13 protein-coding genes are annotated in these 15,271 nt (G+C 68.4%); 7 read left to right on the top strand and 6 right to left on the bottom strand.

The window, feature by feature from the left end; genetic code table 11:
* Positions 1-2: 2 nt before the first annotated feature.
* From IT293_07255 to IT293_07230, 6 genes are all read right to left on the bottom strand, one after another.
* Complete coding sequence (locus tag IT293_07255; protein ID MCC6764446.1) at positions 3-1,280, bottom strand: acyl-CoA dehydrogenase family protein; 1,278 nt, start codon at positions 1,278-1,280, stop codon at positions 3-5.
* Between the two features lie 98 nt (positions 1,281-1,378).
* Positions 1,379-1,726 carry a hypothetical protein gene (locus IT293_07250; protein MCC6764445.1) on the bottom strand — a complete coding sequence of 116 codons (348 nt, stop codon included), beginning with the start codon at positions 1,724-1,726 and terminating at the stop codon, positions 1,379-1,381.
* On the bottom strand, positions 1,723-2,505 hold the full coding sequence (locus tag IT293_07245; protein ID MCC6764444.1) for a nitroreductase family protein: 783 nt from the start codon (positions 2,503-2,505) through the stop codon (positions 1,723-1,725). Before IT293_07245 ends, IT293_07250 begins: the two co-directional genes overlap by 4 nt.
* 4 nt (positions 2,506-2,509) lie before the next feature.
* Positions 2,510-3,016, bottom strand: a complete 507-nt coding sequence (locus IT293_07240; protein MCC6764443.1) for a nuclear transport factor 2 family protein — start codon at positions 3,014-3,016, stop codon at positions 2,510-2,512.
* A gap of 18 nt (positions 3,017-3,034) precedes the next feature.
* A complete protein-coding gene (locus IT293_07235) occupies positions 3,035-4,258 on the bottom strand; it encodes an acyl-CoA/acyl-ACP dehydrogenase (protein MCC6764442.1) in 1,224 nt (407 codons plus the stop codon).
* Positions 4,259-4,269: 11 nt separating this feature from the next.
* Complete coding sequence (locus IT293_07230) at positions 4,270-5,646, bottom strand: phenylacetate--CoA ligase family protein (GenBank protein ID MCC6764441.1); 1,377 nt, start codon at positions 5,644-5,646, stop codon at positions 4,270-4,272.
* 83 nt (positions 5,647-5,729) lie between these two features.
* Here IT293_07230 and IT293_07225 point away from each other — a divergent pair, with 83 nt between their 5' ends.
* The 7 genes from IT293_07225 to IT293_07195 form a co-directional block, all read left to right on the top strand.
* The gene (locus tag IT293_07225; GenBank protein ID MCC6764440.1) at positions 5,730-6,326 is read left to right on the top strand and encodes a TetR/AcrR family transcriptional regulator; all 597 of its coding nucleotides are present in this window, start codon (positions 5,730-5,732) and stop codon (positions 6,324-6,326) included.
* A gap of 106 nt (positions 6,327-6,432) precedes the next feature.
* Positions 6,433-9,261, top strand: coding sequence for a hypothetical protein (locus tag IT293_07220; GenBank protein ID MCC6764439.1), 2,829 nt, complete (start codon positions 6,433-6,435; stop codon positions 9,259-9,261).
* Between the two features lie 111 nt (positions 9,262-9,372).
* Positions 9,373-10,695 (top strand): beta-lactamase family protein, encoded by a 1,323-nt coding sequence (locus IT293_07215; protein ID MCC6764438.1) that lies wholly within the window; start codon positions 9,373-9,375, stop codon positions 10,693-10,695.
* Positions 10,696-10,814: 119 nt separating this feature from the next.
* Complete coding sequence (locus IT293_07210) at positions 10,815-12,974, top strand: SAM-dependent DNA methyltransferase (GenBank protein MCC6764437.1); 2,160 nt, start codon at positions 10,815-10,817, stop codon at positions 12,972-12,974.
* A gap of 114 nt (positions 12,975-13,088) precedes the next feature.
* Positions 13,089-13,691: a type IV toxin-antitoxin system AbiEi family antitoxin domain-containing protein gene (locus IT293_07205; protein ID MCC6764436.1), complete on the top strand. Its 603-nt coding sequence runs from the start codon at positions 13,089-13,091 to the stop codon at positions 13,689-13,691.
* Entirely contained in the window at positions 13,688-14,605 is a 918-nt protein-coding gene (locus tag IT293_07200; GenBank protein ID MCC6764435.1) for a nucleotidyl transferase AbiEii/AbiGii toxin family protein, read from the top strand. The genes IT293_07205 and IT293_07200 overlap by 4 nt, the downstream gene beginning before the upstream one ends.
* A partial coding sequence (locus IT293_07195; GenBank protein ID MCC6764434.1) for a restriction endonuclease subunit S occupies positions 14,602-15,271 on the top strand: 670 nt, incomplete at its 3' end. The genes IT293_07200 and IT293_07195, both read left to right, overlap by 4 nt.

Raw genomic sequence — 15,271 nt, 5'->3', positions numbered from 1 at the left:
GATCACGACTCGCGCCGCCAGTCGCCGTTCAGCTCGGCCCGCAGACCGTGGTCGCGCAGCAAGTCCTTGGCGATGGTGAGCACCTGGATCTCGCTGGTGCCGCCGCCGATGGTCCACAGGCGCATGTCACGGTACAGCCGCTCGGGCGCGTGCCCCTGCACGTAGCCGGCGCCCCCCATGATCTGGATGGCGTCGTCGGCCGCCGCGAGCGCCGACTCGGTGGCGTACCACTTGGCGGCGCTGACGTCGCGCGGACGCGCCGCCCCGGTCCGATCGAGGGCGATGCACTTCAGGAGCAGATTCGTGACGTTCTCGCGTTGGACGTACATGCGCGCGAGCTTCTGCTGCGTCAGCTGAAAGGCCGCGATGGGCCGGCCGAACTGCTCGCGCTCCACGGCGTAGCGCAGGGCATCGTCGAGACAGCGTTCGATGACCCCGAGCGCCATGGCGACCACGGTCAGGCGTTCGCTGGCCAGCGTCTGCTCGGCGGCGGCGCGCTGCGGCCGCTCGGGATCGCCGAGCAGGCAGCCGCGCGGCACGCGCACCTCGTCGAGTGCGATCTCGCCGGTGGGCGACGCGTGCATGCCCATCTTGGCCATCGGCGGCCCCTGCGTGAGCCCCGCCGCGCCCCGCTCGACGACGACGGGAAAGACGGCGGCCTTGTCGTGCGGATCGCGCGGGCGCCCGTCGTCGAAGCGCGCGTAGATCAGCAGCACGTCCGCACAAGGCGCGTTGGACACGAAGGTCTTCGCCCCGTTCACGACCACGTGGTCGCCATCCATGCGCACGGTCGTGCGCATGGCGAAGGCGTCAGAGCCCGTGCCGGGCTCGGTGAGGCCCCAGCAGCCGATCTTGGCAAACGACAGCACCGGCAGCGCGCAGCGCTCGATCAACTCGGCGTCCCCGCGCGCCGCGATGGTGGCGCCACAGCCGAAGTTCGCCACGACGCACAGCGCGAAACCAGGCGAAACCCGCGCCAGTTCCTTGGCGAAGACGGCGGCCGTGCCGGGATCGCCCATCGGGTTGAACGGGGCGCTGCCGCCGGACGCGGGCGACTCGCCGCGCGCTCGCCGCGCCGACCGGCTCCGTAGCGGCTCCGCGATCATGGCCTCGATCTGGAACACCTCCGCCATGCGCCGCGCCAGCGCGTACGGAGACTGCCGCCCGGCTTCGAGGTCGGCGATCGCGGGCTCCACCTCGCGCGCGCAGAAGTCGCGCACCATGGCCTCGACGGCCTCGAGCGTCGCGTCGAATGCAAAGGGGTTCGCGGACTCTGTCATGGCGACAACCTACGTGCCGGGTCGCGCTCGGTCCAACGCTCGACCTCCTCGCACGGGGATGCCGGGGACGTCTCGCTGAAGGCCGGGTTCAGCCTGCTTCAATAGATCAGCACTCCGTTGTGCGAAAGGAAGGAGACGACGTGACTGCGGCGTCGCCTCGCCTCCACACCGCGGCCGGCGGCAGACTCGAATTCCTTCAGACGCGCGAGAATCTCGTCGCGGCGGCGCGCGCTCGCGAACCGCTCACCGGTCGCGCGCTTGCGGAGGAAACAGAACGCGACCAACGCGTCGGCGTCCATGCCGACGAGCTCGCAGAACGCGGCCAGCGTGGCGAGCTTCTGCGGATCCTCGCCGAGAGGGTCTCCGCCCCACTGTCCGCGCAAGCCCTCGGCCCACGCGATGACGCTCTCGCAGCTCTCGAGGGGCCGCTCGAGAGCCGCCGTCACTCGGGAAGCCCCAGCTTTTGCGCGAGTCGGCGCAGCTCCTGCGGGCGATCGGGAAACGGCGCGGGCGCTTGGATCATCCTTCGCCGCTCGAGTTCCGCCACGACCTTTTCGTCCCGCCGAAACGGACGACCGACGCGGCCCTCGAAATAGAGCTGCTCGAACGGGGGGCGCGGGCGCTGCCCACCCGCCTCGCGCGATTCCAGGGGATAGCCGACGTTGAGCAGGTAGTGCGGGATCCACTCGTCGGGTATCGCGAACGCCTCCTTTGCCGCGTCGACGTTGAACGCCGTCCAACAGGCGCCGAGCCCTTCCTCGTACGCCATGAGCAGCCCCTGCGTGGCGCAGCCGCCGTTGTCGAACGCCATGGCGACCGGATAGGCCGGATTGTGGGTCATCGGCTCGAGGATTTGCGGCCACACGAGCTCGTCGACGAACCGGTAGGTCCAGCCGTGACTCGGCGCGAGCGCGCCGACGTCGATCAGCTGCTTCGGGCTGGCGCCGCGGTCGCGCGCGATCACGGTCGGGTCCCCGTAGCAATAGATGTGGACCGGCGCGAGCTCCATGATCACTCCGGCGACCGGAATCTTGAGCTTTTCGAACGTCTCCGGGTCGAGCTCGTCTCGCTGAACGACGACGGCGCGCAGCCAATGGGCGTTCATCGCGCAGGAGCCGAGCCGCATCGCCTCCAGGATCTTCTGGATCTTCTCGCGCTCCACCGCTCGATCCGGGTCGAAGAAGCGAATCGAGCGGCGAATGCCGATCACCTCGGTGAACTCCATCACGTCACTCCTTTGCACCGGTCAGCGCCGGCAGCAGGCGCCGGCGCGCCCAGCCATCTTCGAGCGTGGTCAGGTGGAACATGCGCGCCTTGCGCTCAGCGAAGCGCCACGCCTCGCCGTCGCGCCGGTAACGGTCGAGATAGCGCCCCGCTCCGACCAGGGCCTTTCCGCTGAGTCGCTCCACGGCGGTCAGCTCGAAGTAGCACTCGGCGTCGGCGGTGCGGCCGTCGATGCGGATCCGCTCGTTGTGCACCGTGTGAGACATGTCGTCGAGCAGTGCGCCGACGACGTTCGTGAAGAACTCGAGGATCTCCCCTCGTCCCCGCGATACCATCGGCACCATGGCGCCGGTGACGTCGCGGAAGTCGCAGCATGCATCTTCGGTGAAGTGCTGCTCGACGAGCTCGACGAAGCGGCCGTCGTCGACGAGGAAGCAGTACGTGGCCTGCAGAACCCGGATGGCCTCGCGGTCCTCCAGACGCCTCAGTCGTGCGAGGATGTCGTCGGTCATCGTGGGCCTCTCGATCGCTCAGAGCAGCGACGCAGCGATCTGCGTCAGGAACGCGTTCTCGCCGTCGGCGACGGTCAAGGCCGTGGCATCCCGCAAGAACATTTCGACCGGGTACTCCTTCGTCATACCGTTGCCGCCGTGGAGCTGCACGGCGAGCGTCGCGACCTCGAGGGCCGCTTGCGTACAGAACACCTTCGAGGTGATGGACAGCTCGAGCCTGGGCGTTTCGCCGCGCTCGATGCGCGTGAGGTTGGTGACCCAGGCGTCGCGTGACAGCGAGAAGGACGCTTGCACGAGCGAGTGCATGCGAAACAAGCGTGCCCGTACCGATTGGTGCTCGAAGATCGGCCGCCCCCCTTGCGTGCGCGCGCCGCAGTAATCACGCGCGCACTCGTAGGCGGCTCGCGCAAGGCCGGTAGCAACGCAGCCGACGCCGGCGTTGAATGCCGACAGGTGGCTGTGCATGTACCCCGCGTACCCCTCCCGTCCGATCACCATGTTTCGCGCCGGGACTCGCACGTCGTCGAAAAAGAGCTCGCCCTGCGGCAGGGAACGGATGCCGTGCTTTTCGAGCGGCTTGCCGCGGCCGACGCCGGGCAGGTCGAGCGCCAGGAGGCAAACGCCGCTGTCGCTCATGTTGCCGTTGGCGTCGAGCTGGACGTTGAGCATCGCGTGCGTCGCGATCGGCCCGTTCGAAACCCACGCCGACTTCTGCCCCGACAGGATCCAATCGTCGCCGCTGCGACGCGCAATGACCTGCCCCCTCGCCCGCACGTCGAGCTCGGGTCGCAGGCTGCCGAGCGTGTCGGAGCCATGGTCCGGCTCCGTGATGGCCCAGCACCCGATGAGCGAGCCGTCCTCGCAGGCATAGTACGGCAATGCGATCTCGGCGATCACCCCGGGATCGCCGCTGAGAAGCGCGACCTCCGCGGGGGTCGACGCGAGAAAGACCACTGCCGTGATGCCCGTGCTGCCCCAGCCGAGCTGCTCGAGCACGAGGTAGCGATCGAGCGGCGAGAGTCCCATGCCGCCGATTTCGGGGGTTCCCCCCATGCGCGTGTAGCCGAGCATGCCGGCTTCGCGCACGGTGCGAAACAGCAGCGAGTCGCGCGCCGCGACTTCGGCAGCCGGCATCCGATCCAGCTCGATGCCGGCCGGTCTGAGCACGCGCGCCGCGAAGCTTCGCGCCGCGGCCACGAGCTCGCGCTGGTCGTCGATGAGGCTGTCACTCGGGTAGTCCATGGCCGTCTCCTTCAGCTCGGGCGCACGGGCGCCTTGCCGGTCAACTCGATGAAGCGAGTCTTGTGGGAGCTTCGCTCGTACTCGTAGGGCGCGGCCCAGAGGATGTGCGGCGTGATCTTCAGTCGCTCCTTCATCGCGCGGAGCACGTCCGCCTCGAGCGCGGCGAGATCGGAGTCCGCCGTATGCTCGCCGCGCTCGACGCGCAGCGTGAGCGGCGGCACGACGCGCGGCGGCGGCTCGTCGAGGAGGATGCGAAACTCGCCGGTGACACGCGGGATGAAGCTCGCGATCACGCTGTCGATGGCGGCCGGGTAGACGATCACGCCCTTCACCTTGAGCATGTCGTCGACGCGGCCGATGATGCGATACCGCAGCCCCGTCGCGCCGCAGGGACACGGCGATACCTCGATGCGGTGAATGTCGCCGAGCGTGAGGCGCGTCCAGCCGAGCCCGCCGCCGACGAGGGTGGTGAAGACCGCCTCGCCTTCGGCGCCGTCGGCGAGCGCGACCGACTCGTGGCTGTGCGGATCCATGAGCTCGTAGATCGCGAGGTCATCGGCGACCCAGTGCATTCCCTGGTACTCCGGATGGCGACAGGAGACGCCGAACCCGGCGCCGGCGTCGAAGAGCCGTGCGCCGTACGCCGACTCGATGCGCTTGCGCACCTCGGGGATGCCGGCTCCTGGTTCGCCGCCGCACAGCAGCACCTTGATGCCGAGCGACGCGATCACTTCGCCGAGGATCTCCGGCGCACGCTCGATCATGTGCTCGGCCAGGGACGGGGTGCAGGACAGGACGTTGCCGCGGAAGAACTTTGCCGTTTTGAGAATGCGCGCGACTCCGCCCTCGGCGCCGACCGGGATCGTCATCGTGCCGTCGTCACGGCTCGACTGCAGCGGGGGGACGCCGGCGGCGAACATCGAGAGCGCGAAGGCGTGGACGAGACGATCGCCCGGTCGCACCCCGGCTCGCCAGCGCGCCCGGCGCATGAACTCTCCCCACAGGTCATCGAGATCGCTCCGCGTAAAAGGATAGGGCTGAGGATCGCCGGTGGTTCCCGAGGTGGCGGCCATGCAGACGAGGTCTTCGAGCGGAACCGGCAGCGTGTCGTCGAGCAGGCGGTACACATCGCCGCCGCAGGCCTCGAAGAGATCGCGGTAATCCGCCTTGGTGAACGGCGGCAGCGCCCGCTGCCAATCCGCGAGGGAGCCGATGTCGGCAGGTCGGGTCACGCCACGTTCGCGTAGGCGGCGCGCGAAGTACGGTGCGTGGTCGAGAAGTCCCCCGACGCGGGCGCGGAGCCGCTCGAGCTGCAGCGTCGCGATGCGCTCGCCGCCGAGCCACGGCTCGACGTCCATGTTCCAATACGGTCGACCTTCGCTGGCCATCGCACGCATTCCAGCCGAGCCTCCGGTGTACCAATTGCACGATTCTGGTACGCCTGTTACCTGTGGGGTAGCGGGCCGCAGCTGTGAAGTCAACGAGAGCATCGCCGCGCGCCGAGCAGATCCTGGAAGGGCTGGAGCAGATCTTCCTCGGCGAGGGCTTCCGCAAGGTCACGATCGGCGATCTGGTCCGCCGCCTTCGCTGCTCGCGTCAGACGCTCTATCAGCTGGCCGAGACCAAGCCCGCTTTGGTGTTGCGGGTGCTGGACCGTTGCCTGGCCCGTATTCGCCGCAAGGGCATCGAGGCGTCGTCGGCGCGTCACGACATCCGCGAGCGCATCGTCGCGTTGGTCGAGCCCGGAGTGACCGAGCTGCGCGGCGCGAGCCAGTCGTTCTTCGCCGACGTCGCGGCCTTTCCTGCGGCCAAGCGCCTCTTGCAGCGGCACCAGGCCGTACGCCGGAAGGAGGCCGAGGCGCTCATCCGGGACGGCATTCGGCAAGGAGCGTTTCGGCGCTTCGACAGCCGGTTGGCCGCCGAGGTGTTCTTCGCGGCCGTCCAGCGCGTGATGGATCCCGCGTTTCTCGCCGCGGTCGGCCTCTCGCCGAGCGATGCGATTCGACAAGCCGAGGAACTGCTGCTGAGCGGTCTCATGCCCCGGACGGCTCGGCGGCGGCGCCGCTGAGCCGTCGACGAGGTGCTCGCGAGGTGTCCGGGTCGCGGCTGGGTAGATTCCGGTCGCCTCGCGCCGTACTTCCATGCTAGCGGAAGGACGTTTCGTCCGGTGCTCCATGCCGCGACCCCTCCCGCCCGACTCGCGTTCCTCCGTCCTCGGTGCGGTGCTCCTCGTCCTGCTGATTCCGGCCGCCGCCCCCGCCCTCACCATCAAGTCCGTGGGCGTGGTCGTGCACCCCGCGAAAGGCGATGCGTTCGCCATCAAGGGCGAGCTCGACGCGCGCGACCCCGCCGGGCTCGACCTCGCGGCGGCATCCCGCATCGTCTTCGAGCTCGACGGCGTGACGCTCGGACTCAGCGCCGCCGACTTCAAGCGCACGAAGACGAAGCTCACCTTCAAGGGGCCGAGTCGCACGCCCGGCGTCTCGCAGCTCGTGATCGACCTCAAGAAGCGCCGCTTCGCAGCGAAGGGCTCGGGTCTCCTGGTGCCGCCGCTGCCCGCCACCTTCACGGCGCGGCTGCGCGCCGACGACGACGTCGCGTGCGCGCTGCTGCCGCTCGAACGCCTCGGCAAACCGCCGACGAAACCGCCCACGAAGCCGAAGGCGGTGAAGTACGGCCTCCCGAAGAAGCATCCGGGATCGCCGTGCCTGCTGACGGGAACGCTCCGCGCGATGCCGCCTGCCGTCACCGTGGCCACGCCGACGAGCCTCGTCTTCCAGGCGAGCCTCGCCGCCGGCCTCGTGCCGGACGGCGGCGGCGCGGCGGTGCGCCGTCTCGACGCGGGCGTGCCCGTCGATCCGCCGGTCTGCCTGCTCGTCGACGACGGCGGCGCCGCGAGCGGCGACCTCGTCGCGGGCGACGGCCTCCGCGCGTGCACCGCGACCGTGACGGGGCCGGCGCTCGGCGAGCAGACGTTCGTCGCGCAGGCAACCGTCGGCGGGACGGTCGTCGCCTCCGCGCCGATCCGCATCCCGGTGGTGCCGGAGCTCACCGAAGCCGACGTCACGACGCTCTTCGCCGCCCAGGACGCCGCGCTCCGGATCTGGACCGAGCAGCGGACCCTCCTCGACGACTCGCTGAACGCCCGACTCGCCGCGCTCCGCGCGATCGCCGCGCTCCCCGGCGTCGCCGAGGCGCGGCTCGGCGCCAACGGCCTCGACATCGTGATCCGCTACGCGTCCGGCCTCCAGGGGGGCATCCTGTTGAGCGCCCGGCCGAGCGACACCGCGTCGGTCACGCAGGGCGCGGCCACTCGCGACGAAGGCGGCGTCGCGCCACCGGCCGGGCGCGCGCAACCTGCCGGCGCCCGTGCCGCGACGTGCCCTCCCGCGCCCGACCGCACCCTGATCGGCAACCGGAAGGCAATCATCCTCACGACGGCATACTTTCCGGTCACCGACGACTGGCCGAAAGCCAAGACCGCTTTCGACGACTCGTGCCTGCCGATCACCACGACGGTGAAGCAGCTCACGCTGGCGTCCGTGCTCGACGTCACCTCGGCGTCGGCGCTCTTCTTCTCGACCCACGGATTCCTGGACGACCACGGCCACGTCGAGATCGTGACCGATCAGACCGCGACCGAGATGGAGGCGTTCGACCAGACCTTCGCCGACCCCACCAAGCGCTACGAGACGTTCGTGATCGGCATCCCGGAAGAGCTCCACGGGGGCGGCCTCAACGTCTGGGCCTTTGCGCCCGAGTATCTGAGGCGGATCGGCGGGCAGTTCGACAAGGGCTTCGTCTACGCGAGCCAGTGCCACAGCGCCGAGGACCCGGTTGAAGCGGCCGTCTTCCGCCAGAAGGGAGCGCGAACGTTCTTCGGCTACGTCGGCTCCACGAGCACGACGTTCGCAAGGGTCGTCACGGGGCAGCTCGTGCCGGACATTGCGGAGCACCTGCTGACGACCGGCGACGCGTTCGCGCGTTCGGTGAAGATCGATCCGGCGCCCGTCAAGCGGCTCGCCCCGAAGGGGATCCGCCGCGTCGACCTGCCGCCCGCGACCTTCCACATGATCGGCGACTCGCACCTCGCCTACGCCGGCAAGCCGACGGTGACTCCGCCGACCTCGTCGCTCGAGAACGGAGAGGCCGTCGTGCTCACACCGCACGTCGAGAACACCGGCGACTGCGAGCTCCGCCATGCGTGGACCAGCACGACGTCGGCCGGCCTCTTGAAGGACGGCATGGGCAACGAGGGCGGCGTGTTCGAGACCGTCGCGCCGACCGTCACCTACGAGGCCGACGAGGAGGACGTCGGCACGGACGCCATGAGCGTCTCGATCCGCACCGATCCCGACGCGCCGTATCTCGGCACGGCCTGCGCCTCGGTCGAGGTGCGCGGTTGCGGCGACGGCAAGGTGAACGGCGACGAGGAGTGCGACGGCGCCGCGGACGGCGCGTGCCCCGGCACGTGCCTGTCGGACTGCACGTGCCGGCAGGGCCCGATGTGCGGCAACGGCGTGAAGGAGCCCGGCGAGATCTGCGACGGCAACGATCGCGAAATCTGCAACGCGCTGAGCGCACCCCGTCCCGGGTACTGCGAGCCCGACTGCGGCGGCTGCGGGCAGTGCGGCGACGGCAAGCTCGATCCCAACGAGGAGTGCGAGCTCACCGACGACTCACCGTGTCCCGGCGGCTGCCGGGGAGATTGCACCTGCGGTTGCGCGCCCGGCGATCCGGCGGGCTGCGGGCCGACCGAGTGCTGCCATCCCCAGCTCAAGACCTGCTGCACGCCCGAGCGGATCGCGTCCGACCCCGAATGCTTCGCGACCGCGAGCAGCTGCTGCGGCAACATGGGCAATCTGCCGCCGACCTTCTGCGGCGGTCCGGGCGGACCGTCGGTCTGCCCGGACGCGGACTGCAACGACGACACCCTCTACTGGTGCCACTACTGCGACGGCAAGTTCATGGACGGCTTCTGCACCTTCGCGTCGTGCGAATAGCAGTCGGTCGCGACGCAGGATCGGCAAGCGCACGTGTGCGCCGTGATGGTCGAAGGCGATCAGAGCGGTGCGGCTCCTGGCACGGTAGCCGAGTTCGTGCGAGAATCCGCAATGCTTTCTCTGGTCACCCGCGTCCCCGTCTCGGGATCCATCGAATCGGTGACGACGATCGCGACCGACCGGGAGGTCGATCCGCGCTCCGTGGGGCTCGATGGCGCGGGCATCGACGCGATCTGGAGGGCCGTCGAGTCGCTCTACGCGGCCGGGGTGCACCCGGCCATGCAGCTCTGCATCCGTCGCCGGGGCAAGGTCGTGATCGACCGGGCCATCGGTTATGCGAAAGGTGGAGGTCCGCACGATCCGGCCGACGGTCAGCGGACGCTCGCGACGCCGGATACGCCCTTCAACGTCTTCTCCGCAAGCAAGGCCGTAACCGCGATGCTGATCCACCTGCTCGACCAGCAGCACCTGCTCCATCTCGACGACCCGGTGTGCGAATACATTCCGGAGTTCGCGATGCACGGGAAGCGATGGATCACCATCCGGCACGTCCTCACCCACCGCGCGGGCGTCCCCAACATTCCGCCCGAGGCGATGCGCCTCGACCTGCTGAATGAGCCCGCCGAGATCCTGCGCATGCTCTGTGCCGCCCGGCCCGTCTCGCGAGCCGGACGGCGGCTCGCCTACCATGCCATCAGTGGAGGATTTCTCCTGGGCGAGATCGTCCGTCGCGTCACCGGCGACGACATTCGCACCGTGCTCGCGTGCGAGATCCTGGAGCGGCTCGGATTTCGCTGGATGAACTACGGCGTCGCGCCCGAGGACGTCGATCGGGTCGCCTCGAATCACTTCACCGGCCTTCCCGTACTCCCCCCCGTCTCGTGGATCTTCCGCCGTTTCCTCGGCGTCGAGTTCGAGCGCGTTCCCGAGCTGGGCAACGATCCTCGGTATCTGACCGCCATCGTCCCCTCGGGCAACGTGATCGCGACCGCCAACGAGCTCAGCCGCTTCTACCAGCTGCTGCTGAACGGCGGCGAGCTCGACGGTGTCCGTATTTTCGAGCCCCGCACGATCCGGCGTGCCGTCTCCGAGCAGTCGTATCTCGAGTTCGATTTCTCGCTCGCCATGCCGGTACGCTACGGCATGGGATTCATGCTCGGCAGCCGCTGGATGAGCTTCTGGGGGCCGGACACGTTCCATGCCTTCGGCCACATCGGCTTCATCACCGTCCTGGGCTGGGCCGATCCCGAACGGCAGATCACGGTCGCGTTGATGACCAGCGGGAAACCCCTCCTCTATCCGGAGATCGGACGCTTCGCCGCCATCAGTCGGGAGATCAGCCGCGTGTGCCCCAAGGAGCCGGGATTCGACTGGTGGGACGCCCTGTCGCGCGATGAACGCGAGCGAAGCGCGATGCCGCGGAAGTCCGTATGATGCGGGGGTCCGGCACGCGTTCGCGACCCACGTGCTCGACGACGCGCGGCTGACTCGCCAGACGTTAGACAGCCCGAGGGCTCGTTGCGAGAACCAAGACTGGACCGGAGCGTGTGCCCGTGAACCATAGCGAGATCGTCAGCTTCCTCTGGGGGGTCGCGGACCTCATCCGCGACACTTTCAAGCGCGGGAAGTACCAGGACGTGATCCTACCCCTCACGGTACTCCGCCGCCTGGATTGCGTGCTTGCTGGCACGAAAGACGCTGTTCTCAAGCGTCGAGCGCAGCTCAAGGGCCAGGGGCTCGGGGATCTCGATGCCCAGCTCCGGCGTGCATCCGGGTTCGCCTTCTACAACACCTCCCGGTACGACTTCGAGAAGCTCCTCGCCGACGCGCCGCACCTCGCCGCCAATCTGCGCAACTACATCGCCGGCTTCAGCCCCAACATGCGCGAGGTGCTGGAGAAGTTCGACTTCGACAACACGATCAGCAAGCTCGACGAAGCGGGGCTGCTGTTCCAGGTGCTCGAGCGCTTCAAGAAGGTCGACCTGCACCCGGACAGAATCGACAACCCGACGATGGGCACGATCTTCGAAGAGCTGATCCGCAAGTTCAACGAGGCGCTGAACGAGAACCCCGGCGAGCACTTCACGCCGCGCGACGTGGTTCACCTGATGGTGGACCTGATGCTGGCCGGCGACGAAGCGCGAATGCGCCGTAAGGGCGTCGTCTGCACGGTATACGACCCCTGCTGCGGTTCAGGCGGCATGCTGATGATCACCAAGGAGCACGTCACCGTCGGCTTGCGCAAGAACGGCGATCTGCTGCGGCCCGCGATCAACCCGAACGCGGAGATGCACCTCTTCGGGCAGGAGGTGAACCCGGAAACCTGGGCCGTCTCGAAGTCGGACTTTTTCATGAAGGACCCGACCGGACGCGACGCCGACAACATCGCCTACGGCACCGTGCTGTCGAACGACCGGCACGCCGGCCGGGGCTTCGACTACCTGATCGCCAACCCGCCCTACGGCAAGGATTGGAAGCGCGACGAGGACGCCGTGCGGGCCGAGCACGAGCGCGGCGCTTCGGGTCGCTTCGCCCCGGGCTTGCCGCGGATCAGCGACGGCCAGCTCCTGTTCCTGCTGCACATGCTGGCGCACGTGAAGGAACCGAAGGAAGGCGGCTCGCGCATCGCCGTCATCATGAACGGCTCGCCGCTGTTCACGGGCGACGCCGGCAGCGGCGAGAGCGAAATCCGGCGCTTCATCCTGGAGCACGACCTGCTCGAGGCGCTGATCGCGCTGCCGGAGCAGCTCTTCTACAACACCGGGATCGCGACCTATGTCTGGGTCGTGACCAACCGCAAGGCGGCGGCCCGCGAGGGCAAGGTCCAGCTCATCGACGCGAGCGGCTTCTGGGTGCCGATGCGCAAGAGCCTCGGCGACAAACGCCGCGAGATTCCGCCGGAGCGCGCGCAGGACATCCTGAGGATCCTCGCCGACTTCCGGGACGGCGACACGCGCCGGATCACGAAGGACGGGAAGGAAGAAGAAGATTTGGTCGTGAGCCGTGTCTTCCCGACCACGCACTTCGGCCTCCGCAAGATCACCGTCGAGCGACCGCTGCGGCTCAATTTCCAGGCGACGCCCGAGCGCATCGCGCGGCTCGACGACGAGAAGGGATTCCAGAATCTCGCCCAGTCGAAGAAGAAGGGCGCCGCCGGTGCCGAGGAACAGGCCGAAGGACGGAAGCTCCAGGATGCCATCCGCGCCCTGCTGCGCGGCCTGCCCGAGACGCTTTTCAAGGACCGCGACGAGTTCGAGCGCGCACTCGGCGCCGCGACCCGCAAGGCTGGCCTCAAACTCCCGGCGCCGGCCGGGAAGGCGATCCTGTCGGCCCTCTCCGAGCGCGACGAAACCGCCGCGATCTGCCGCGACAAAGACGGCAACCCCGAGCCCGATCCCGAGCTGCGCGACACCGAGAGCGTGCCGCTCCCCGATGGCGACGATCCCGCCGGAGCGGATGGCGTGCCGGCGAGCGTGCGGACCTTCTTCGACCGCGAGGTCCGCCCGCACGTGCCGGACGCCTGGATCGACATCCGGAAGCGCGACCCGCGGGACGGCCGCGTCGGCGTCATCGGCTACGAGATCAACTTCAACCGCTACTTCTATCGCTACACCCCGCCCCGCCCGCTCGAGGCGATCGAGGCCGACATCCGCGCCATCGAGGGCGACATCGTGCGGATGCTGGCGGAGGTGACGGGGGGGCGGGTGAGCTGACTACGCGGAATGTCGGCAAATGCTCGCAAGGGCCGACATTTTGCGCCGTACTGCCTAGTACTGATACGTCGGGGCTTGTCGACAACCCCCGACGTTTCGTATCATCCGGGAACCATGGCGAAACCGATCAAGGAACGAGCGCTGCGGCTCATCGAGCAGAAGGGAATCACGCGCCCCAGGGATCTCGCGGCCTACGACATTACCCGCGCGCAGCTTGCTCGCCTCGTGGACCAGGGACTGGTGGTGCGAGAGGCTCGGGGCGTTTATGTCGCTGCTCGCCATTCGATCACGGCGGAGCACACGCTGGCGCAAGTCGCCACCCGCGTTCCCGACGGCATCTTCTGCCTGCTCACGGCGCTACGACTCCACGGTCTCACCACGCAATCGCCGGCCGAGGTCTGGGTCGCGCTTCCCGAGAAGGCGCGCCGCCCGCGGCTCGACTACCCGCGCCTGCGGATCGCACGCTTCTCCGGCGAGGCGCTCACGGAAGGCATCGAGGAACGCCGGGCGGAGGGCGTCACCCTGCGGGTCTATTCGGCCGCCAAGACGGTGGCCGACTGCTTCAAGTACCGCAACAAGATCGGCATCGACGTCGCCGTGGAGGCACTGCGCGACTTCAGTCGGAAGCACCGCGGCGGTGCGAACGATCTTGCCCGCTTTGCCCGGATCTGCCGGGTTGCCCGGGTCATGCAGCCCTACCTGGACGCGATCGCATGACGCGCGCTGGCATGGCCAACCTTGCCGCCTCGGTGGCCGCACGCCTGCTGAACCGGGCGAGACAGACGGGTGACGACTACCAGACGCTGCTCACCAGCTACTGCCTCGAGCGCTTCCTCTACCGGCTCGCCGTCTCTGATCGACGCGACCGGTTCGTGCTCAAGAGGGCGATGCTCCTGCGACTCTGGTCGGAGCGGCCCTACCGGGCGACGCTCGACCTCGACCTGCTGCGCCGGGGCGACGGCACGTTCGACGCAATCCGTCACGACCTGCAGATGATCGTCGCCACACCGGCACCACCCGACGGCATCGACTTCGACGGCGAACGCCTTCGCCTCGAAGCGATTCGCGCCGAGGACGAGTACGCCGGCACCCGCGCCACGCTGCGCGCGCGCTGCGGGCAAGCGCGCCTGATGCTGCAGATCGATATGGGCGTGGCCGACGAGGTCTGGCCACCGCCGCAGCCCTGCATCTTCCCGACGCTCCTCGACTTTCCCGCGCCCGAGCTGTTCGCCTATCCCCGCGAGACGGTGGTGGCAGAGAAGTTCGAGGCGATGGTGGTGCTCGGTGATCGCAACAGCCGGATCAAGGATTTCTTCGACCTGCACTACCTTGCATCGCGATTTGCGTTCGACCGCGCGACGCTCACTGAGGCAGTGCGGCGCACGTTCGAGCGCCGCCATACGTCGATTCCGCAGGATGCGCCGCTCGCGCTCACGCGGGACTACTGGGACAACCCCTCGCGTCCGGCACAAGTGCGCGCGTTCGTCCGCCGCGCACGGATCGACGTTCCGGCCGACTTCGCCGACGAGTGCGCGCGCGTGCTGCATGCCTTCCTCTCGCCGGTGCTCAACGACCTGCGCGGCAAGGGAACCAGCGCAGGCGCGTGGCCGCCGGGAGGTCCGTGGCAATGAGCGCGCTGCGACGCCTCAAGCCATACCCGACCTACAAGGACTCCGGCGTCGAGTGGCTGCGGGAAATTCCGGCGCACTGGGAGGTGAAGCGGCTGAAGTTCGGCGTTGAGCTGAATCCGTCGCCGCTCGCAGCGCGCAGACTCGCACATGACGCTGAGGTCTCATTCGTGCCAATGGAAGCTGTCGGCGAGTATGGCGGACTGGATCTCTCCAGAATCAAACCATTGGCTGACGTTGGCTCAGGATACACGTACTTCGCGAACGGGGATGTTGTCGTCGCCAAGATCACGCCGTGCTTCGAGAACGGCAAAGGGGCATTGGCAGCCGGCCTGACAAATGGCATCGCCTTCGGAACTACCGAGCTGCATGTACTGCGAGCGCTCGACGCTGTAGACGGCCAGTATCTGTTCTACGTCACTCTGTCCGACGCCTTTCGACGGCTGGGGGAGGCCGAGATGTATGGCGCAGGAGGGCAGAAGCGAGTCCCGGAAGCGTTCGCAGAGAACCTGAAGCACCCGCTTCCCCCCGAACCCGAGCAACGCGCCATCGCCGCGTTCCTCGACCGGGAGACGGCGCGGATCGATGGGCTGGTGGCGAAGAAGGAGCGGCTGATCGAGCTGCTCCAGGAGAAGCGCACCGCCCTCATCACCCGCGCCGTCACCAAGG

The sequence above is a fragment of the Deltaproteobacteria bacterium genome, assembly GCA_020848745.1.
In the GTDB taxonomy this organism is placed as follows: Bacteria; Desulfobacterota; Binatia; order UTPRO1; family UTPRO1; genus UTPRO1.
This window is presented reverse-complemented; position numbering and strand designations above follow the sequence as displayed.

Bases quoted from the DNA above. Each gene is read 5' to 3' on its own strand.
- IT293_07255 (MCC6764446.1), bottom strand. From the start codon at position 1,280: ATGACAGAGTCCGCGAACCCCTTTGCATTCGACGCGACGCTCGAGGCC.
- IT293_07245 (MCC6764444.1), bottom strand. From the start codon at position 2,505: ATGGAGTTCACCGAGGTGATCGGCATTCGCCGCTCGATTCGCTTCTTC.
- IT293_07240 (MCC6764443.1), bottom strand. From the start codon at position 3,016: ATGACCGACGACATCCTCGCACGACTGAGGCGTCTGGAGGACCGCGAG.
- IT293_07235 (MCC6764442.1), bottom strand. From the start codon at position 4,258: ATGGACTACCCGAGTGACAGCCTCATCGACGACCAGCGCGAGCTCGTG.
- IT293_07230 (MCC6764441.1), bottom strand. From the start codon at position 5,646: ATGGCCAGCGAAGGTCGACCGTATTGGAACATGGACGTCGAGCCGTGG.
- IT293_07220 (MCC6764439.1), top strand. From the start codon at position 6,433: ATGCCGCGACCCCTCCCGCCCGACTCGCGTTCCTCCGTCCTCGGTGCG.
- IT293_07215 (MCC6764438.1), top strand. From the start codon at position 9,373: ATGCTTTCTCTGGTCACCCGCGTCCCCGTCTCGGGATCCATCGAATCG.
- IT293_07205 (MCC6764436.1), top strand. From the start codon at position 13,089: ATGGCGAAACCGATCAAGGAACGAGCGCTGCGGCTCATCGAGCAGAAG.
- IT293_07200 (MCC6764435.1), top strand. From the start codon at position 13,688: ATGACGCGCGCTGGCATGGCCAACCTTGCCGCCTCGGTGGCCGCACGC.